General features: G+C 41.4%; 16 protein-coding genes and 1 tRNA gene. 4 read left to right on the top strand and 13 right to left on the bottom strand.

The features are described from left to right. Window positions 1-163: 163 nt before the first annotated feature. The 5 genes from ACVBDY_RS14090 to ACVBDY_RS14070 all read right to left on the bottom strand — a co-directional run bounded on the left by ACVBDY_RS14090 (window position 164) and on the right by ACVBDY_RS14070 (window position 5,858). The gene (locus tag ACVBDY_RS14090; protein WP_447176104.1) at window positions 164-1,438 is read right to left on the bottom strand and encodes a hemolysin family protein; all 1,275 of its coding nucleotides are present in this window, start codon (window positions 1,436-1,438) and stop codon (window positions 164-166) included. A 366-nt stretch (window positions 1,439-1,804) separates the two neighbouring features. Further along, a complete protein-coding gene (gene lptC / locus ACVBDY_RS14085; protein WP_447176103.1) occupies window positions 1,805-2,422 on the bottom strand; it encodes an LPS export ABC transporter periplasmic protein LptC in 618 nt (205 codons plus the stop codon). Window positions 2,423-2,430: 8 nt separating this feature from the next. Next, entirely contained in the window at window positions 2,431-3,723 is a 1,293-nt protein-coding gene (locus ACVBDY_RS14080; protein ID WP_447176102.1) for a hypothetical protein, read from the bottom strand. A 105-nt stretch (window positions 3,724-3,828) separates the two neighbouring features. Beyond that, window positions 3,829-5,130 carry a BamG family beta-barrel-assembly machinery protein gene (gene bamG, locus ACVBDY_RS14075; RefSeq protein ID WP_447176101.1) on the bottom strand — a complete coding sequence of 434 codons (1,302 nt, stop codon included), beginning with the start codon at window positions 5,128-5,130 and terminating at the stop codon, window positions 3,829-3,831. Continuing rightward, window positions 5,127-5,858 (bottom strand): type III pantothenate kinase, encoded by a 732-nt coding sequence (locus ACVBDY_RS14070; protein WP_447176100.1) that lies wholly within the window; start codon window positions 5,856-5,858, stop codon window positions 5,127-5,129. The genes bamG and ACVBDY_RS14070 overlap by 4 nt, the downstream gene beginning before the upstream one ends. 101 nt (window positions 5,859-5,959) lie before the next feature. Between ACVBDY_RS14070 and ACVBDY_RS14065 the strand changes: the two genes are divergently transcribed. Next, window positions 5,960-6,032 (top strand) — tRNA-Phe (locus ACVBDY_RS14065). A gap of 117 nt (window positions 6,033-6,149) precedes the next feature. Here the strand turns inward: ACVBDY_RS14065 and ACVBDY_RS14060 are convergent. The 4 genes from ACVBDY_RS14060 to ACVBDY_RS14045 all read right to left on the bottom strand — a co-directional run bounded on the left by ACVBDY_RS14060 (window position 6,150) and on the right by ACVBDY_RS14045 (window position 13,491). Continuing rightward, on the bottom strand, window positions 6,150-7,484 hold the full coding sequence (locus tag ACVBDY_RS14060) for an alpha-L-fucosidase (RefSeq protein ID WP_447176099.1): 1,335 nt from the start codon (window positions 7,482-7,484) through the stop codon (window positions 6,150-6,152). Between the two features lie 79 nt (window positions 7,485-7,563). Then, the gene (locus tag ACVBDY_RS14055; protein ID WP_447176098.1) at window positions 7,564-9,069 is read right to left on the bottom strand and encodes a RagB/SusD family nutrient uptake outer membrane protein; all 1,506 of its coding nucleotides are present in this window, start codon (window positions 9,067-9,069) and stop codon (window positions 7,564-7,566) included. Between the two features lie 27 nt (window positions 9,070-9,096). Continuing rightward, on the bottom strand, window positions 9,097-12,288 hold the full coding sequence (locus tag ACVBDY_RS14050; RefSeq protein ID WP_447176097.1) for a SusC/RagA family TonB-linked outer membrane protein: 3,192 nt from the start codon (window positions 12,286-12,288) through the stop codon (window positions 9,097-9,099). An 852-nt stretch (window positions 12,289-13,140) separates the two neighbouring features. After that, window positions 13,141-13,491: a winged helix-turn-helix transcriptional regulator gene (locus ACVBDY_RS14045; protein WP_447176096.1), complete on the bottom strand. Its 351-nt coding sequence runs from the start codon at window positions 13,489-13,491 to the stop codon at window positions 13,141-13,143. 110 nt (window positions 13,492-13,601) lie between these two features. On the opposite strand from ACVBDY_RS14045, the gene ACVBDY_RS14040 reads away from it, so the two are divergent. Further along, the gene (locus ACVBDY_RS14040) at window positions 13,602-14,204 is read left to right on the top strand and encodes an FMN-dependent NADH-azoreductase (protein ID WP_447176095.1); all 603 of its coding nucleotides are present in this window, start codon (window positions 13,602-13,604) and stop codon (window positions 14,202-14,204) included. Between the two features lie 12 nt (window positions 14,205-14,216). Here the strand turns inward: ACVBDY_RS14040 and ACVBDY_RS14035 are convergent, their stop codons facing one another. Both ACVBDY_RS14035 and ACVBDY_RS14030 read right to left on the bottom strand, forming a co-directional pair. After that, entirely contained in the window at window positions 14,217-16,892 is a 2,676-nt protein-coding gene (locus ACVBDY_RS14035) for a carboxypeptidase regulatory-like domain-containing protein (protein WP_447176094.1), read from the bottom strand. A 60-nt stretch (window positions 16,893-16,952) separates the two neighbouring features. After that, the gene (locus tag ACVBDY_RS14030) at window positions 16,953-17,834 is read right to left on the bottom strand and encodes a GLPGLI family protein (RefSeq protein ID WP_447176093.1); all 882 of its coding nucleotides are present in this window, start codon (window positions 17,832-17,834) and stop codon (window positions 16,953-16,955) included. Between the two features lie 479 nt (window positions 17,835-18,313). Here ACVBDY_RS14030 and ACVBDY_RS14025 point away from each other — a divergent pair, with 479 nt between their 5' ends. Continuing rightward, window positions 18,314-18,928 (top strand): deoxynucleoside kinase, encoded by a 615-nt coding sequence (locus ACVBDY_RS14025; RefSeq protein WP_447176092.1) that lies wholly within the window; start codon window positions 18,314-18,316, stop codon window positions 18,926-18,928. 96 nt (window positions 18,929-19,024) lie between these two features. Then, window positions 19,025-19,675 (top strand): sterol desaturase family protein, encoded by a 651-nt coding sequence (locus ACVBDY_RS14020; protein ID WP_447176091.1) that lies wholly within the window; start codon window positions 19,025-19,027, stop codon window positions 19,673-19,675. A 98-nt stretch (window positions 19,676-19,773) separates the two neighbouring features. Here ACVBDY_RS14020 and ACVBDY_RS14015 read toward each other — a convergent pair whose 3' ends face one another. Together ACVBDY_RS14015 and ACVBDY_RS14010 are read right to left on the bottom strand one after the other, a co-directional pair. After that, window positions 19,774-20,661: an IS3 family transposase gene (locus ACVBDY_RS14015; protein WP_447173799.1), complete on the bottom strand. Its 888-nt coding sequence runs from the start codon at window positions 20,659-20,661 to the stop codon at window positions 19,774-19,776. Between the two features lie 5 nt (window positions 20,662-20,666). Further along, window positions 20,667-21,065 (bottom strand): hypothetical protein, encoded by a 399-nt coding sequence (locus ACVBDY_RS14010; RefSeq protein WP_447173800.1) that lies wholly within the window; start codon window positions 21,063-21,065, stop codon window positions 20,667-20,669. Between the last annotated feature and the right edge of the window lie 41 nt (window positions 21,066-21,106).

Here is a 21,106-nt window from a genome sequence, read left to right as displayed (position 1 = left end):
TTGTCGTTAAAGTTATAAAATTCAGTTGGCGAAAATACCAATTTTTTACAATAATTAAAACCCGGTATTCTTTTTTATTGGAAGTTAACACGAAAGCTGATGCATAAAAGTTAAAACCCGTAACAATCCCAATGGGTCCACAGACAAAATCCCGGAATAATAATTACTCCTCTTCTACAATTTTGAGTTCCACAAGGTTTATTTTGGTACTGCCGACATCCAATATGGCAAAACGATAATCCCCTATGATAACCTCCTCCCCTTTTTCGGGAATTTCACCGATATGATTAACTATAAGTCCTCCGAGGGTTTCATAATTTTCGCTTTCCGGAAGGTTGAGTTTATATTCTTCGTTAATATAATCTACTTCGAGGCGTGCGGAAAACTTAAATTCTTTCTCCCCGATCTTTTCCTCATATAAAGCTATAGTATCATGCTCGTCTTCTATTTCCCCGAAAAGTTCTTCTACAATATCTTCTATAGTGAGAATACCGGATGTCCCTCCATACTCGTCGAGCACTACGGCTATACTCTTTCTCTTTTTGGTGAGCGTACTGAGTATATCATTGATCAGCATGGTTTCCGGAATAAACTCTACGGGAAGCATTACATTTTTGATCCCCTTCGGTTTTTTAAACAACTCAAAAGAGTGCACGTAACCTATTATATTATCTATGGTGTCTTTGTAAATAAGTATCTTGGAATACCCTGTTTCCGTAAAAATCCTTACCAGGTTTTTGGGGGATTCGTGAAGTTCCACAGCCACAATCTCTGTTCGCGGCACCATTACTTCCCTGGCCTTTACATCGGAGAATTCCAGGGCGTTCTGAAATATCTGGATTTCCGTATCGATCTCATCTTCATCTTCCATGGACTCCATTTGTTCCGAAATATAATCGCCCAGCTCCACTTTACTGAAAGTGAGCTGTACTTCATCTCCCTTGGTCTTGAAAAAAGTACGCAGGATAAAATCGGACACCCGGATAACCAGTTCCGAAATAAAGGAGAAAAGCATGTAAAAAACGTATGCGGGAAAGGCAAATATCCGCAGCAACTTGTTCGCATACACCTGAAAGAACACTTTGGGAAGAAATTCTCCAGTGACCAGTATCACCAGGGTTGAAATCAGTGTCTGTACAAAAATAATCCGCAGCGGCAATTCCCCGGCATTCATGTGGTCCGGGTACAGCTTGTTAATAATAAGCTCCCCCATGTAAAAACCGTAAATAACCAGCACTATATTATTCCCCACCAGCATGGTGGCTATAAACTTCGAAGGTTTGGCCGTAAGCCGGGTAAGCACCCTGGCAAGCAAGCCCTCCTGCTTTTTCTCCAGTTCTATATGTATCTTATTAGAAGACACATAAGCAATTTCCATCCCCGAAAAAAAAGCGGAAAATAATAAGGATACTACAATGATCATAATGGAATAGTCCATAAACACAAATCACACTGCCCCGATATCCCGGAACTTTTATTGATAATTATCTATCGTCCTTTCTACGTTGTTCGAATTTCTTACGGTAATGTCTCCGAAAAAAAAACATGAAGACGGATACTGCGGCAAAAATGATAAAAATATAGGCCATATTCCTATCTGCATTCCATCTTCTTATAGTTTCTATAACAGATAAAATAGCTACTACCAGGTAAATTATTTCACTTATTCTAAAAAACTTCATTTCGGTCTTTCTGATTTCCTTACAGGCTAATGTATAAAAAATACACAGCGTTTCCACAAAGATACACAAAGTGGACCATTGTACAGGAAAAACGTGGGTTACGAAATATCCTGATTGTGTATTTATTCTTTAATCTCTGTTTGCTGTTCTGCTCCGGGTTCTTCTTCCTGAACCTCTATATCTTTAACACCATCAACTTTATATGCCCTTATCTGACCGCGTCCGTTCTCAAAATCCTGGCTAAACTCAATCCCTTCCCCGTTCATTATAGTGCCGTCTTCCGGATTGGTAAAAGTAAATTTCTCCCGGGTAAAAACCCATTGGTTTTTCTGGTCCCAATAGAGTTGTAATGTCTCCAGTTTCTTTCCGTCGTGGGTAAGCAGTACTACATTCCCACGAAGATCACTCATATCTGTGGCCTGGTATATGATACCATAGTCGGCAATGACGGTGCTTTTGTTCTTTTCTTTATCAAAAAAATCTACTTTGAGCCCTTTGGGAAATTCCTGGTAAGGAAATTCCTGATTGGAGTAATCTTCACTTAACGGACTGGTAAGGGTGGCTTTGATAAGAGCGGAATCCGTATAGATAAGACGAAAATTTTCGGAAATCCCGCCCGGAAAGCGTTCGGAAGCATCTATTTTACGAATGTCTTCAAAACTGGAATCGCATGAAAAAAACATTGCCACAGCAGCAACTGTGACAATGTTTATAAAAATATGATTAAACCTTTGTTTCACTTTATGGTTTACAGGTTAGGAACTGTTACGCTACCACCTACCCAGCAATTGAACTGAATAGTTTTTCCAGCCATACCGGAACTAAAGATATCCTGCTTGCTGGGTGCTCTACCTTCGTAACTTGCAGCAGTCTGGGCTGCGTGAGATTTTACGGAAGGATCTACTTCAGCAGCTTTTCTTGCCATTTGTGCCGCTTTCCAGTATACCGCCCTTTTTTCAAAAGTGGTATTACCACATTGATTGGCACTATTACCATAAAGCGTAGCTATCTGTAAATACGCTTTTCCGTTAGAAGGTTGCGCATCCAACACTTGCTTAAAATATTTGTAAGCCGTTGTACTCTGACCTGCATTTTTATATTTTACACCAATCTTGAAAAGTATATCGGCTTTTTTGTAAGAATCTTTTTCAAGGCTTACAGCTTCATTATAGTATTTCAAAGCTTCGGCAGAATTCTTTTTCTTATCATTAAGTACTCCAAGATAATATGCAGACCTGGAAGAAGGCTCTACCTGGTGTAAAGCTTCAACCAACTTGATAAACATAGGATCATCAGAACATTCTTTACCATCCATTCTCGCTGCGGACCTTTTCAACCACTGCGCATCGGTCTTTTTAGCATCGAAGTTCTTTTCCAGCAAAGGGATCAGGTTATCACAGTCTGCCAGGTCTCCGAGTTTGGAATCGATACTACTGCTTATCTTACCATAAGATTCCGTATTGATCTTGGCATTGCCGAATTTCTGCTTGTCTTTGGCGCCCAACGTTTCCCCGGCTTCTTCTTTTTCAACATACTCATCAAGTATTTTAGACAGCCCCGCCATCTCCTCATCTATACGTTCGTTTACCGCATCATAGGTGTCGAAAACTTCCTGCAGATCTTTGTTCCCTGCATTGTACTCATCGACCATGAGGGAAAAGTAAAGGTAAAGTGCTTTAGGATTACTGAAATTGGTCCTGTCATTCTGGAAAGCATCATCCAAAAGTCCGTAGATCTCCTGGTTTGTACCTGTTTTTTCATCATACATCAGCAAGGCTTTTTTTGCCAGTACATCTGCCTTACTGTATCGCTTCGGAAAATATTGTAATTCTTTATCATACATGGACATCAGCGTATTGATGTATCCGTTGTGCTCCTCTCCCGAAGAATTGCTTATTTTGTCTTTTAAAATACGCTCTCCGTAAACATAGGTTGCCGGATGTATTTCCGGACAATTGTCGAACACCATCTTCCAGGGCTCATAAGCCGCGTCATAATTCTTTACTTTAGCGTGTTCCCCGAATACGGACAAATTTGTCATACACTCCGGGTTCTGCGCCTGTGCGAACGCAAAGCCGGCTCCCCCAACCAAACCAAATAAAAATAATATACCCTTCTTTTTCATCTTTTTAGAATTTATTTGTGGTTAATCATACTTTCTTTTTACAAACCATTTATCGTTCAGCGATAAACTGATACTCACTTTAAAATAGTCTTCCTGGATTCTTCCATAGGTTGTTGTTCCTCTTCTACCGAGTTCAAAACCTACGTTAACATTGGAAAACAAACCTGCATATTGCAAGGAATTCGTCGTAGGAACCGGGGCGCCTAACGGTAAACCTAAACCAAAAGATATGCCAAAGTCGTTCAATGGTATATCTTTCACCAGCAGACCGGTCTCTTCATAGCGCACACCTAACCTATAAACGATTCTTTTCCAGTAGCTTGTAAAAGAACTATAATCCGGTATAAAAAAGCCTCCAGCAGAAAACCTGGTAGCATCTTCATAACTTACACCGGCCACCGAAACAAACGGATTATTAAAATCTCCGTTTTTCTTCCATTCATATTCCGCGCCGGCAAACCACTTATAATCTTTCCCTACTCCCACACCAACCGAAGCTTTTTGCGGAATAGTAAGATCTACCTGGCGAAGTCCCAAAGCTTCCAGATCCACATCGCGTATTTCACCTCCTATAATAGCCCCGCTGGTAGGGTCTACAGTGACAACGGAAAGGGTACGGCTATTATCGGAAGTTAATGTGGCTTCCGGTGAATACGTCAGGGATGAACGAAGTACAAGATTGTTGTTCAACTTTTTCTTATAGTTCAACGCCAGTTTAAAATCAAAACCACCGAGCTCTGAAGTATTGTTTTCCAGGGTCGGGCGTTCTATATCCTGCACAATCCTGCGGTATTCGTTCTCTATTTTCCCAAAACTATAATTGGCTGAGGCCCCGATACTGAAATTATCGGTAAGCTTGTATCCGGCCGAAACATATACCCGGTTCGTTCCTCCTTCTCCATTATACTGGTTCAGTGTAGTTTCTCCCCGCTGTTCCAGGTTGTATCCTACCGAGGTATAGGGCATAAGTCCGAATCCTACCCCCAGTTTACCCCGTATCACGGGAAATCCGAGAGCCAGGTAATCCAGATAAGCATTGGATGTGCTTTCTTTCTGGGTTTCGTTCTTCAGGTTGAGATTGGTATAAGCTCCCCCCCCGGTATATACGGTCAGCTGGAGATCACTGTATGCTGCGGGGTTATTGAGATTGAGATGAATACTATCGGAATACATACTGATACCCCCCATAGACTGGTTTTCCGTTGTTCCTTTGAACCTTTGGTCCCCGATACCATAAAAAGAGTAAGGTGACGAAGATCCTCTTTGCGCATAACCGGCGGTAACAACACATAATACTAAAACAATAAATATCTTTCTGATCATTGGTTCTTATTGAGTTCCAAAATATAATTCAGCCCTTTCAGGAGGAAATTTGAATTCGCAAATATGCTACTTTTTAATTGTTTTGACAAAAAATCAAGGTCGCCACCCGTTAAAATAACTGTTAAATGTTCAAATCGTTCCTTGTATTGACCAATAACTCCATCTATTTCATTTACAACACCATTCAATACTCCTGAAGATATACTCGATGCCGTCGAATCCCCTATAAAATCTTCCAGCCTGGTAGAATCGATTAACGGCAATCTCGCCGTAAACGTATGTAATGCTTTATACCGCATTTGTATTCCGGGCGAAATAGCCCCGCCGAGATACTGTCCGCGTACGTTCAAAAAATCATATGTAATACAGGTACCGGAATCTACAACCAGCACATTCTGCCCGGGATATTCACGGTATGCAGCACTAACAAGAGCCACCCGGTCCGCCCCCAGCGTCCGGGGAGTGGCGTACCTGTTTTCAAAAGGCAATACGGTCAATGCTCCAATCTTATGAACTTTTACGATCTTTTGCAATTGCTCCAGGTCCTTTTCGAAAACATTTGCGACCGAAGCGACAATAATATCGGTTACCGCACTGTATTTTTTGAGTAACTCCAAATTTTTTTTCAAAAAATCACCGGACAGGAATTTTTCGGAATACAACAAAACATCTGATTGAAAAACAGCAATTTTCACGAAGGTATTTCCGGCATCTACGGCTATAGTCATAATCAAAAATAAGGACGTAAATTTACAAAACAGTTTTTTTTCCAATTTTGTTTTGGAAAATTTAATTTTGCACCTATATTTGCACCCGCAATAAAGCAGCCGGTACCTTAGCTCAGTTGGTAGAGCAATGGACTGAAAATCCATGTGTCCCTGGTTCGATTCCTGGAGGTACCACCGCAAAAAACCGCTTGAAATTCAAGCGGTTTTTTTGTTTGTAGAATATGTCTCGTCCTGAAATAGCGTTACACTAAAATGAATTTCCAGCTTTTCCTGGTGTGAAAAGTAATTTGGTTATTTAAGGATGATCTCCACTATGATATCTATGTCATTTTGTTTTTCTATCGGAATGGTTACATACAATACCCCCTTTTTGAACCGATACTTTACAGGAGACCTATCGTTGAACATGACCGCTTTTTTTATTTTTTGGTCAAAATCGTCGATAGCCACTTCTTCTCCTTCCATATCTAATATATGCAAATATACTGTTTGCCCTTTTTGGGTAGAGATCATTTTGTCTTCCGTATTTACAGGGCCTTTCCGGGTGCCGTAAATAGTTTCGCCATTAGTTTTAATCCATGCCCCTATTGCTTTTAACCGTTCTTTGTGTTCTTGTTGAATATCCCCGTTGGGCATGGGGCCCACGTTCAGTAAAAAATTAGCATTGTTCCCCGCTGCCTTTACCAGGTATCGGATCAGGGTTTTTATGGATTTATGCTTGCCATCCTGTAAATTAAATCCCCATGAATGATTAATGGTCTCACAGGTTTCCAGTGGTAATAAACCGATAGCCGCTCCTCCAAAACCTGTAGTGTTCTTACCGGGCAGGTCTTTTTCAAACATTTGAAAGTCCTCGCCTTCTATAGGCAATTCATGATGATTATTGCCTATCAGCAAAGCCGGGTTTATATCGTGGATCATTTTATAGGTCCTCCCCAATTTCCAATCGGCACCTTTAATTCTATACTCCACTTCCTTGTGCCAGTCCTTTTTATGAGGGGCCTGGTCCCACCAGCCGTCGAACCAAAAACCGGCTATGTTGTAGTTTTCTGCCAATTCTTTGATCTGGGCATCCTGGTATTCCAGATAGGTTTCCCAATTTCCGGATTCAGGCCGGCCGGTTTTCCGGCCTGTCCATCCCCTGGGATAATAATCGGGATGATGCCAGTCCAATTGTGAATAGTAGGCAAAGAGTTTTATTCCCTGTTTTTCACATTCCTGCTCCAGCATCCTAAAAATATCCTTTCCATACGGTGTTGCTTTTACAATGTTGTAATCGGATACTTTGGAGTCGTACATGGCAAAACCGTCGTGGTGTTTGGTGGTAATGGTGATATATTTCATCCCTGCTTCTTTGGCTAAACTCACCATTTCTTTGGCATCAAAGTGCTGTGGATTGAAAAAGGAAGGCAATAATTCATACCTGTCCACCGGGATATCCTGGTGGTGCATTACCCATTCCCCATCCCCCAGAATACTGTACACCCCCCAATGGATGAACATTCCGAATTTAGCATCCTGAAACCATTCACGGGCTTCAAGGTTTTCTTCTGTGGGAACATAATTTTCCTGTGCCATTATGGTGTTGCACAATAAAAAAAGGAAAAGTGCTTTTATCGTTTTCATATAAAAAAATTAAAGTTAACAATTGTTTCGTCTACTCTCTCCATTAACGTTTCTTCCTGATAGTTTGATGGTTACACGCTTAATATCCCATATTCTGAACCAGGTTGGAATTATTAAGTATTTCGGAAGTAGGAATAGGAAATAAGAGTTCCCGTTCTCCCAGGGTCGGTCCGTATGAAAAGCTATGACCTTCAAAATTGTCAAACTGTTTGGTACTCACATTAAATACTTTCCGCAAACGCACCATATCAAACCAGGTCATATTCTCAAAGCATAGCTCGTACCACCGTTCTTTCCACACCGCTTCCCTGAACTGGTCTTTGGGAAGATTGTCCAAATCGGATAATCCGGCCCTGTGGCGGGTGGCATTCAAGGCATCGTAGGCAGCGGTTGTAGGACCATTGACTTCATTGGAAGCTTCGGCATACATAAGCAATACATCGGCATACCGTATCAGTGGCCAGTTCAGATTACTGTTCCCCGTGGAAAGTTGGGCTTCAAGATCGAGATGCTTGTAGATAAAATATCCTCCCAGATCTACTTCTTTACTTCTGTCGTCCTGGTGTGTAAACTTAGTAAAAAAGAACTGATCTTCCCCGGCCCGTAGATCATCGGGAGCATAAGACTTCACAAAATCCTGGGTGGCGTAAATCCCCCCGGTTTCGGAAGAATATGCGGAAATATTTTTATTGTAAGGTATGATAAATACCTGCCAGTTTGATGGAAGTATCTGGCTTTGGTATTGAATCATTAAAATATGCTCTTCTATATTTTTATAGGCAGGGTCGTGCAGGGCATCATAGTTGTCAAAAAGCTTAAACTCGCCCGATTCGATTACTTCCCCGGCTTTTTGGGCTGCCAGGGCATAATATGCATTCCCTTTTTGTAAAGGATATCCGGCCATAGTAAGATATACTTTAGCCAATAGCGATTTTACTGCTCCGAGACTTACCCTTCCGGAAGAATCTGACCAGGAAAGCCCTGCGCTTTCTGCTGTTTTAAGGTCTTCTACAATGAGGGCATAGACTTCTTCGGGGCCGGCCTGGGAAGGTTTTAAATTATCTGATTGGACTGCGGCCACCGGTTCGGTAATGAGAGGAACATGTCCGAATATCCTGACCAGGTTGAAATAGTACCATGCTCTTAAAAAATAGGCCTCACCCAAAAGCTGTTTTTTCTCTTTTTCGTCCATCGTTATACCCGGGATCTTTTGAATGGATAGGTTTGCATTGGCGATTCCTTCGTAATATGATGTCCAATAAGTGAGACTGTAACTGTTGTCGGAAGTATTATTTAAATCCTTAACAAAATAACTGTCTACAGCCTGTCCCAAATCGGTACCCGCCAGGCCTGTGGCAAATTCCAGCATGGACCAGGCAGCACCGCCGAAACCACTGTTCATCGGATCGCGCATCTTGGCATAAATGGCATTTACCGAGCTCCTGGCATGCTGAGGCTTGGTAAAGTATTTATCAACGGTAAAGTTACTGGGATCTTCTTCATCAAGAAAATCGGAACAGCCGGTCAACCCCAATAATACCGTTCCAAAAACTATCCAAACGTTTATATAGATTCTTTTTTTCATTTTTCTGGATTTTAAATAAGTGTTCATTTAAAGTGTGGCATTAATTCCCAACATAAATACCCTGGGACGAGGATAATCGTATAATCCGAATCCCTGGCTGAAAGCAAAATTGCCATTAGACACCTCAGGATCATATCCTTTGTATTTTGTCGTTACAAAGAAGTTCTGCACAGATCCGTAAATCCGTAAGCTGCTTAGTTTTATTTTTGAAGCGATATCAGAGGGAAATCTATATGCCAAAAGCAGGTTTCTTCCCCGGATAAACGAAGCATCTGTTACTTTATGACTATCGTCATTGGTCGTATAGTACGCATTAATAGGCCTGATTTGCGCAATAGGTGTGTTCTGGTTGTCTTCTGTCCATGCGTTTAAAACAGTTTTATAACTGTTGGCTATGCCCTGCCGGTCCTCTGCCGAGTGAATACTCCTGTCAAGCACATCATTACCGTACATAAATTGCAGATCTACGGTTAACGACCAGTTTTTGTACCTGAATGTATTGAGCAATGTCCCATAGCCGTCCGGGACACCTTTTCCGATGACATCCCTGTCGAGATCGTTAATCTTGCCATCCCCGTTTAAATCTTTATATTTTACATCTCCCGGTAACATATTGTACTTTTTGGCTTCTTCGGCTTCCGCAGTAGACCAGGTTCCCAGGTGCACTCTTCCGAAGAAAGATCCCACCGGTTCCCCTTCCCGGATCACTGTAGAGCCGGAATATATATCACTGCCGCCGGAAAGCGCCAACACCTTATTCTCGTTGATTGAAATATTAAAGGTGGTATTCCAGGAGAAGTCTCCCTGATCTATATTAATTGTATTCAGCGTAAATTCCACCCCTTTGTTTTCCATACTTCCAATATTGGAAAATATGCTGCTATATCCGCTGCTGCGCGGAATCGGGGTATCCAACAGCATATCATTTACTTTTCTTCTATACAGATCGAGCTCCATATTCACCCGGTTTGAAAAAAGTCCCAATTCTATACCAACATCTATTTGGTTGGTCTTTTCCCATTGCAGTTCATTATTCGCTATACGTCCTTTTCCTACACCAACTTCTCGTGCTCCGTTAAAAATAACCTCGTAATTACCCAGACCTGCCAGGGCACGATAAGCGGGAAGTTCGGAGTTCCCGGTTACACCATAGCTGGTTCGTAATTTCAGGTTAGATATGATTGTTTGTTTACTCATAAACGGCTCTTCAATGACTTTCCATGCAAGTGCAGCAGATGGAAAAAAGGCATACCGATTGTCCTCACCGAATTTAGAAGACCCATCGATCCGGCCGGTAAATGTCACCAGATACTTATCTTTAAATGAATAGTTCAGACGGGTGAAATACGAATTCAAACCATAAGCGGTTTTATTAGATGCGGGGGTTAAAGCGGTAGTACCCGCTCCAAGGTTATTGAACTCGTAATAGGTATCAGAAAAGCCTTCGGACCTGGCCAGGTTTTCGAACTGATCTATATGTTGCCATGATAAACCCAGCATGGCATTGATTGAATGATTGTCGGAAATATTTTTGTTATAGGTTAAATAATTTTCAAACTGCCATGAATTGTAACGATTGTTAGTAACGGAAGCATTGCCAAGGTTAGAAATATACTGCAAGCCTGCCGCCGCAAAATAGTCTGTCCGCTGATTAATCATATTAGCTCCTATCATGGAACGGAATTCCAGATCATCCGTTAGATGTATATTGGCATATACGTTACCTAATATGGTTTGTGTCCGGAGATAATATAAGCGTTCATCTGCCACCCGGATAGGGTTGTCGCCTCCTTCCATTCCCGGGTAATCCCGGTTGCTGGCCCAGGAGCCATCTTCATACCGCACGGGAATAATCGGCAATGCTTCCAGCACCTGCCGCATCGTTGTAATACCTCCTCCGCCTAATTGATCGATTTGTTTCTCGTTCTGATCGGTATATCCTAAAACTCCCCCTACTTTAAGCCAACTTTTAATATTGGAATCAAATGTAAACCGCCCCGAATATCTTTTTTGCCATGAACCATACACAACGCCCTCTTCGTTACGATAATTCAGGAATACACCATAATTGCCGTTTTCGTTTCCATTAGTAAAGCCTAATTGATGATTTTGTGTAAATGCTTTCCGGAAGGCTTCGTCCTGCCAATCGGTATCGTACAATGGATTTCCGTTAGCATCAAAGAGCAAGGGGTTTGTCCTCTTGGTCCTGGGATCAGTATATTTTGTTCCTGTTGCCCAGCCCACAGGATCATACTTTTCAGCATTCGCATAAATGATTTCCTCGACCTTTAGAAATTCTTCGGCGTTTAATACGGGTAAATGCCTCGGGGTTACCCCTACACTAAAATCTGCATCATATGTCACTCTCCCTCCTTGAGAAGAGCCCTTTTTGGTCGTCACAAGGATAACCCCATTGGCTCCCCTTGCACCGTAGATAGCCGTAGATGACGCATCTTTTAATACTTCGATAGATGCGATATCATTCGGGTTGAGATAATCGATAGGACTACTCCCGTTCTGGAGGCCTACGGCATTAAGGATAACCCCGTCAACTACATACAGGGGATCGTTGGATACACTGATTGAACTAGATCCGCGTATACGAATATTAGCCCTACCGCCCGGCCTTCCTGAATTTGAGGAGACATTAACCCCGGTAATCCGCCCGGATAAACCCTGGTTTAAGGATGAAGCCGGACGTTCTTTCAGGTCGTCCGATTTTACAGTTCCTACGGAGCCGGTGAGGTCCGATTTTTTTTGTGACCCATACCCAACCACCACCACTTCATCCAATTTGGCCACATCTTCTTTCAGGGCCACTGTAATATTGTTTTCCCCTTTCACAGGAATTTCCCTGGTGGTGAGCCCGATATACGAAATGACCAAAACAGCATTTTCATCCGTCACCTCCAAGGAAAAATTGCCATCAAAATCGGTCTGTGTGCCATTAGACGTTCCTTTTTCCAAAACACTGGCCCCTGCCACAGGTATTCCTTCGGTGTCGGTAACAGTACCGTTCACCTCAACCTGCAAAAGACTTAATTCCAAATCCTCGTCAATCCGTTCTGTGTGAGTTATACTGTTTACATCTTTCGAAAAAACACTTTGGGGAGCTAAAGTAAATACTAAAGGGCAACTCCAGAGAAAAAATAATCTGATAAAAAACAAGACCACTTTTTTCAAAAAGGAATTGCAGTTTTCCATTAATTCAGTTTTCATAAGTAAAATAGTTTTAGTGGGATAATTTTTCAGGTCAATTACACGCGTAAACATGTTAGGTTATAGCTAACAATCACTTAGCATCCGACTGTAATTAAAAGACTTTCGGCTGTTTTATTCGTATCCTCTCTGCCCCCGAGGTTCGAGAGCAGGCTGCATTGATAGAGTATCCTTTAGGATTATGAGTACCTTTGATCGTCACCCTTGCTGAGCATTTTCCTCTGATATGTATTGTTATCGTACACTCTATAGTGCTCCTTATTGAAACAAATCACAAATCATGACGTGCTCTTATTCGGATCAGGCTCGCAAAAAGAATCTATGTTATACGAAAAAGGGGGGTATACCGTATAATTTTATCGGCTTTTTATCTATAAGACCACTGTTTTTAAATTGATTCCACACTCCCGGAAGAGAGCTTCACACTTACACGGATCAAAAGAAAAAATAGCTTTTAAGTTATTATATCTTTTAAATCAAATCGGTAAAATTCAAATATCAGATAGGCCATATCAATATCTCAGGGTAAAAATATATAGTTAATTCATGTTAAAATTGTACATAATTAATAAAATATTGTACAATATTTGCGTATAATTAATTTTAACGCTTTAAAATATAGGTAGAATGCAAAAACAAGAGGAGGTATCTGGTAAAAAAACAGGAAAACAGATCGGTTTTATTTTTTGATAAAAGTGTCTTCGAAATGTTGATCTGCTTAAAAAAGCATCGATTCTTCTATAAATGGGTTCCACAATAATCCCGGAAGTCCCACCACAAGAAACCCGCTTGAAGTTTGAGCGGGTTTCTTGTTGGCAAAATATGGTTATCAGGATCAGGCACAATGTGCTTTCAGGAACGCTCCTGCCTTATCTTTTCCCTGTGCTTTTCTCCCCAGTCGCTCAGGGCTTGCAGAACATCTTCAAGGGAATCGCTGTATTCGGTTATTTTATATTCCACAACTACGGGGGGTCCGGTATGTACTTCGCGCTTTAAAAAGCCGTTGAGTTCCAGCTCTTTTAATTCTACCGAAAGCATTTTTGCTGAAATGCCAATGGTCCGCTGTATCTCATTAAACCTGGTACAGTCTTCCTTTAGTGCAATGATGATCTTCAGCCGCCATTTTCCACCAATGGCATACAAGGCATCGTCAATACCTTTTAATCGTTTTTGACAGGTTTCTTTGGAAATGGTTGTTTTCATGATTTATCACATAAAATTACATCAAGTAACCTAAAGGTTACTACTAACCTTTGGTATACTACTCACAATTGTAAAGTAAAGATACATACTTTTGAATAAACTTTACAAACATGAAAAATATATTGCACATTAAATCCGGTCTCCAGGGAGAAAACTCCTATAGCACCCGACTGGGAAATGCCATTATAGAAAGATTAAAAGAAGCATATCCCGAAATACGGGTTAAAGAAAGGGACCTGGTCCGAGAAAGCTTTCCGCATATGCAGACCGAAACGGTAACCGCATTTTTCACCCCTGAGGAAGATCGTACTTCCGAAGACATCCGGGCCATACAACAATCCGAAAGATCGGTTCGGGAACTTTTTGAAGCGGACACCCTGGTATTGGACGTCCCTATGTACAACTTCAACATTCCTTCACAGTTAAAAGCATGGATTGATCATGTTGCAAGGGCCGGAATAACCTTCCGCTACACGGAAAACGGACCGGAAGGACTGATAAAAGGTAAAAAAGTTTACATCGCGCTCGCTTCCGGCGGCGTTTATACCGAAGGGCCAAACCAGGGGTATGATTTTATTCCGGGTTACCTGAAAGCCGTTCTCGGTTTTCTGGGCATGACAGACATTGAGATCTTTCGTGCCGAGGGGACCGCAATGGAAACCACAAGGGCAGTTGCCCTGGAAAAAGCGCTGGAAACTGCGGAAATCATATAATTCGTCCGGCAATTACAGGTTGTACTTTATCTTCATTATCGTATAACGGGGCTGAACCAGGTACCTGGAACTATTAAAATAAAGTTCATCAAAACTATCCTGGTTCAGCTCTCCGTTATTCAATATGTTAGTCACTCCCACACTATATTCCCACGGACTATCTTTTTTCTGATACGAAAGATCGGCATTCAGAAAAGTATATTCGTTCTTCACCGTTTTTTCCTTGTCCCTGTAGTGGTTGTAGGTATAATCGGCAGTAAAAATAAATCCTTTTAAAAAGGCGGCATCCATCCGTACAAAGGGCTTGTCCGTAAAATATGTTGTCGCGTTCCCCCCGTTGTCATAGTTATTCCGGTTAAAGCCATATCCCAGTTCCACATTGGGGATGTCCCGGAAATTGGTCGCCATACTGAACTGATAATCCTGTGTAAACGATTCGGAAATCCGTCTCTCTGCATTCACTATATTGTTAAACCTGGAATAGGATAGGTTTGCCCGCAGCGAAGCCTTGTAGTGATTCCATCGTTTTTCATACCGGCCCGATGCAGTAAACACATCATCCTCAAAACCGGAATTTATAGTTGTACTCACCTGGTTAATTCCCTCTATACTTCCACTGCTCTTCAAAGCATTTATGCGTTTATTATAGGACAGGCCGGCAAAAATATTGGTGAAGTTAAACATATTAAAGCTGAAATAATTCAGGGAAAGATTATGGTACAGGGCGCTCTCCAATTCCCTGTTACCACTGTATATGGCATTATAATTATTAAAAACATACCCCTGCGCCAGCTTGTTGATGTCGGTAAATTCCCTGGTTATGCCATAATTAAACCTAAGATTTTCCGATTTTTTAAACTGAAGATTTATATAGACATCCGGTAGCACCGCAAACGGACTATCGGTTACAGATGAACCCGATTGTTTATTTTCCGTCCTGTAGCTATGCAGGGTAAAACCGGGATTTAGTGTGAATATGCCCGCTACCAGCTTATAATGAAACCCGAGAAAAACATCCGAAAAGTCATACGTAACATCATTGGCATAACTTTCCCCTTCCAACGGCATCATGGCACCGTCATCAAGGATTTGAAAAATATCCGAATTAAAATCCTGGTGGCTATAGGTAGCCCCAAAAGTAAAATTGAAATGGCTTTTCTTTCCGGTTATCAGGTAATGATCTATCATGGCATCGACCCTGTTGGTCTTTACCAATCGTTCCTGGTTAATATTGTACTCGCTCTGTCCGTCGTCAAAAGGCAACACTCCCTGAAAAGGCTGTAGATCACGTATCGCATTGTAGAACGGATCTTCGTTTTGATACATATGTCTCATCTCTGCCGTAAAAATGTTTTTTTTGTTCAGGGTATAATATATATTGGCGCTCTGCGTAAGAGTAAGCGGGGTCTGTTCTTTGTATTCCCGGATGTCATCGGTAACATCCGAAACAGACACCCGATCCATGACCTCCTCCTGATCTGACATTTTCAGTAAAATATCATAATCTATCTGCAGGTCCGCATTGGGCTTGTAAACGGAATTCAGCTTGGCCAGTCCCAGCTTACTTTTCTGATCGGTTCCGGTTGAGGTATGTTCCGTCTCTCCGGATTCTATAAAAGTTCGCGACGCATCGGTCTGCATTTTCGTATCCGAATAGGAATAAATAGCAAAGCCACCCACATCCCAGGCACCGGTTGGGGAATAACTAAAATTGAAAGCTCCGAATTTAGTATCTATTTCCTTGGCCCGGTTATTCTGCATAAGCGACAGCCCCAGGTCATTGGACGACAGATTAAAATTGGTACCTCCCCTTTGATTGAAAGTCCGGAACCCACCTGTAAAATTAAAATAGTCCCGCATAGTGAACGGCAACTCCCCGATATTGTTTAGGTCCGCAATGATATTCAGGCTGTATTCCGGACTGTAATAAAACAACTTGGGATGGACCAGATAGCGTTCATCCGGACCTGCCCCTGCCATAATCTCGCCAAACCAGAAGTTCTTTTTCCCTTCCTTCAGCTTAATATTGAGCGCAATATTATCGTCGTCATTGGTCAATCCTTTCATCTGGGAAACTTCATTAAAATTGCGCAATACTTCGACCTTATCCACCGCATTAGCAGGAATATTCTCTGCCGCCAGCTTGGAATCGCCTTCAAAGAAATCCTTACCTTCCACTTTTACCCTTCCCACCTTTTTGCCTTCCACTTCTATTTCTCCGTCTGAAGTTATTTCAACACCAGGGAGGTTTTTCAGTACGTCCTTCAGCTTTTTCTCCGTTCCCTTATTAAAAGCATCCGCATTATATATTATAGTATCTCCTTTTACGGTGACCGGCATTTCGTAAGTAACCTCAACTTCATCCAAACGATCGGCCCTGGACAGAAGAACAATTTCTTTAAAAATGTCTTTCTGTGCGGTTATGGTGAACTCTTCCGTTTTCATTCCCAAATAACTCACCTTGACATCATAGGTCTTTCCACGGTTCAGCTGTAACCGGTATCTGCCTTCACTATTTGTCACCCCGAAAGCATCGAGATTCTGTGTCTCCCGGTTTATGGCTACCACATTGGCCATTTCCAGAAAAACACCGGTACTATCCTTTACAGTCCCCCCCAGTGCAACCGACTGCGCACAAACAGAAGGAACACAAAAACATCCCAGGAAAAAATATATGTAGTATTTCATAGCCGTAATCACTATTTAAACATAATAAGGTGTCGGAAGAATCCCTCCATCCGGATCGATCTATCCACCGATACGGAAAACTCTACCACCATCGCTCCGGTTTCCTCCTTCACCCCGGTGCATTTCCTTTATTTCTTCCATTTTTTTTCGCATGATCTCATCAAATTCAGATTGAGAGACCTCTTTCCCTTTTTTAGGAGCTTCTATTTTCTCTTTATCCTGTAGGTTCAATACTATCCTCGAACATGTGATGGTAGTCCTTTCGGTACTTACTTTCAGGATAAGTCCCGGAAGTCCCCAATATTCTCCGGGACCCAGGTTGACAGGAATTTCCGGGGCATACCATGCTGTTATAACAATCTCCCTATCCGCTGCCCCGGAAGACTCTTCATGCGAATCTGCCGGTTTTTCCCTTTTCTTTCTCTTCGCCGGTCGCACTGAAAATTCGGGCAGGGATACTTTTCTTATGGCTGTAGCCTTATAGCAGGTGTATTCTCCGATCTTCCTGGTTTCATTCTCCAGTTTCCATTGTAAGCCGGGCAGGGAATCTTTTACACGAAATATTTTCCCGAACACTTCTACCTGGTTGCAATACGTTGAATTCTTCACGTCTTTGTAGTAAATCCCCCCTCCTCCCGGACCTGCAAAAACCGCCATACCCATAACTCCCCTTTCCGCTACGGGTCGTTCTAATTGTTCTTCTTCTTTATATAATGATTCCGTACGATTAAAATCCAGGATAAAGGTTTTTTCAAGATTCTGTTTCATCCTTTCCATTATTCTCTTCTTCTCCTCTTCGGACATATCCATACCTTCAAAGTCCATATCTACGTTGGTTTTGCTCTCATAGATTGCTTTTCCCTGGAAATCCTGAGCGGAAACGGGACATAACAGACCTACTAATAATAAACCCGTAACCGTTATTTCTTTCATTTTTTTCATCTGTTTTCTTTTTTTATTAATGATTCCGGTACTGTCCATAGCTGCTACGCAAAAAGGTGTTCCGAAGAGGTATGTGGTTGTCTTTTAAAGTAAATTTAAATGCTTGTATTTCCCTTTGAAAATAAAATAGATCAATCACCGGCATCCCTATACCAAAGCGTAAGTTTTGCAGACCAACCGGTTATCACTATCTCCAACACTGTTTTTAGTTCGGGTACGAAAACCGGAACCGGCTTCGTTACTATATAATAAAGAATGCGGGAAATCTCTTTTTTGAACACATCATTATGCACAAATCAGGAGCAGATGTCATTTTTTAACATTTTCAAATTCGCTTTCTTATATACTTAAGGACGAGATTAAACCGCAGACGTTGCGATATATTTATACCGGAACCCGGCCAAAAATATTTTATCCGAACAAGGATAACTTGTATATTTACATTAGAAAAATATTTATCACTCAATTATTATCATACTATGCACATTGCCATAGCCGGGAACATTGGTGCCGGAAAGACCACTTTGACCAAATTGTTAGCCAAGCATTTCAGATGGGAGGCACAGTTCGAGGATGTAGTGGACAATCCTTACCTCGACGATTTTTATACGCAAATGGAACGTTGGAGTTTTAATCTCCAGATCTACTTTCTTAACAGTCGGTTCCGGCAGATATTGCAGATAAGGGAAAGTGGCAAGACCATCATCCAGGACAGGACCATATACGAAGATGCTTATATTTTTGCACCAAACCTGTATGCCATGGGGCTGATGACCAATCGGGATTTTGAAAATTACCAGTCGTTATTTGAGCTCATGGAAAACCTGGTACAGCCACCAGACCTGCTTATTTATCTGAGAAGTTCCATTCCAAACCTCGTAAGCCAGATCCATAAAAGAGGGCGGGAATATGAGAACTCCATATCTATCGATTACCTCAGCAGGCTCAATGAACGCTATGAAGCATGGGCACATATTTATGATAAGGGAAAATTTTTGATTATTGATGTAGATAAGCTTAATTTTGTAGATAGCCCTGAAGATCTCGGTAATGTCATCCAAAAGATCGATGCCGAACTCAACGGCTTATTTTAGGAATTGGTTATCAGTTTTTACAGGATTTCCACAGATGTTGCTGTTTTGTATACAGACCGATAACCAACAGATGAATAACTTTTCAATCTTATTTCTATGGAATCGACAAAGTACAAACGTCCCAAAAACAAAGGTTCTGCAAAACTGTTTAACAATCCTGTCCTGGAAAAGCTGACGCACACACATATTTCCATGCCGCTGATCATATTTACAGTGATTGCCGCGGTACTCATTTACTACGGAATCGTAGAAAAAGGGTTCCAGGTCCCGGAAATGATATTGCTCTTTATGGCAGGCGCTGTATTCTTTACGTTTGTAGAGTATCTCATGCACCGCTATTTTTATCATATGCCGGCTACTACGGAAAAGCGAAAAAAAATAGCATACACCATGCACGGTGTACACCACGATTATCCGAAAGACAAGTCCAGGCTGGCCATGCCTCCCGTACTCAGTCTTATTATTGCCACCGTGTTTTTTGTACTTTACAGGGCAATGATGGGAGATTACGCTTTTGGTTTCCTTGCAGGATTCCTCATAGGATATAACGCCTATCTTACCGTTCATTATTCGGTACACGCATTTAAGGTTCCAAACAACTTCCTTAAAATACTTTGGTACCACCACTCCATCCACCATTACAGGGAGCCGGACAGGGCCTTTGGCGTGTCTTCTCCGTTATGGGACCATATTTTCGGTACCATGCCCAGAAATCCGGGAGAAAATGCGGAAGTGAACAGATTATAGTAATTTTTTAAAAGTCACGGATACCCGAATGTCCGAATAGTGTAGCGTCCTAAAAAAGCGTTACAGGATTAACAGGATTAAAAATACTAAATATCCCATCAAACGATCGTTTGATGGGATATTTTCTTTTTGTACGATTTTATTTTTACTTCATTTTGTTTGTGCATGTCTTCTGGCGTGTTCATAGCACATGACAGATGTGGTCTTTTTGCGTTGTAAATAGCGATACTTTGTTTCACGATTTGTTTCACGGTATTGATATCTAACTTTTGGATATCGATCAAGAACTCCTGCTTTAAAATACCATTGATACGTTCGGCAACAGCATTTTGATAAGGGTCATAGGATTCAGTCATACTGCATTTTATGTGGTTTTTCGCCAATATTTTCTGGTACTCTTTACTGCAATATTGAAAACCTCTGTCGGAATGATGTATTAATCGCTTTTTAGGGTAACTTCTGTTTTTAATAGCAAATTTTAATGCTTTAACAGAGCTATCTGTTTCCAAGGTATTGGATAGGGAGTATCCAACAATCTTTTTGGAATATGCATCTGTGATAAGCGATAAATACATGGGGTTTTGCCTGGTTCCTATATAGGTAATATCCGCTACCCATAGTTGTTCTGGTCTATCAATAACCTTATCTTCGATCAGGTTTTTATGCTTTTTGAAGCGATGGTGCGAGTTGGTGGTTATATGGTAACTTCGCTTGTGCTTTATCAACAAATGATTAGCCTTAAGTATAGCAAATAAACGATCCCTCCCTACGGACAGATCTTGTAAGGGGTCTTGTAAGATATGGTACAGCTTCCTTGTTCCAACCTTAGGAAGTTCCATACGGACCTCTTTGACCAGTTCGAGGACTTTTTCGGCCGTGGCTTGCCGTTTTTTTCTGGATGTAATTGCTCTGTAATACACCTGCCTGCTGACCCCAAGTAACTCACAGGTCGATGAGATACTTTCATCATAATATGCCCTAAACATATCGATTACTTGGGTTTGGAGTTTTTTCTGATAGGAATGTTATATTCTTTTTCAGCAAGCTCTATCATCATATCGAACAAAATAGCCTTTTTGTCTGCTCGTTCGGCGATATGCTCTGCACGGGCTTTCTGTTTTTCTAAGAGCTTTATTTTTTGCTCTAACTCGATGATTCGTTGTTCTGGACTCTTGGGCATGGGGTTATAACTTTGATTATCCCAATCAAAATTACCATATTTTTTCAACCAATCCACTATAGTCGATTTAGCCTGAATCCCATATTTGCTTAACGCTTGTGATCGGGTAAGCTCTCCGCGCTCTATTTCGCCCACTACTCGAAGTTTAAAAGACATCGTATAGTCTTTCTGTGTGCGCTTTACATAAGTCGTCTGTGGTTCTTTTTTCATTACACTTTCATTTTAGTGTAACGCTATTTCAGGACGAGACA

The sequence above is a fragment of the Sinomicrobium halophytocola genome, assembly GCF_052983395.1.
Note: the sequence above shows the minus strand (reverse complement) of the source record. Positions and strands in the feature narration are given on the sequence as shown.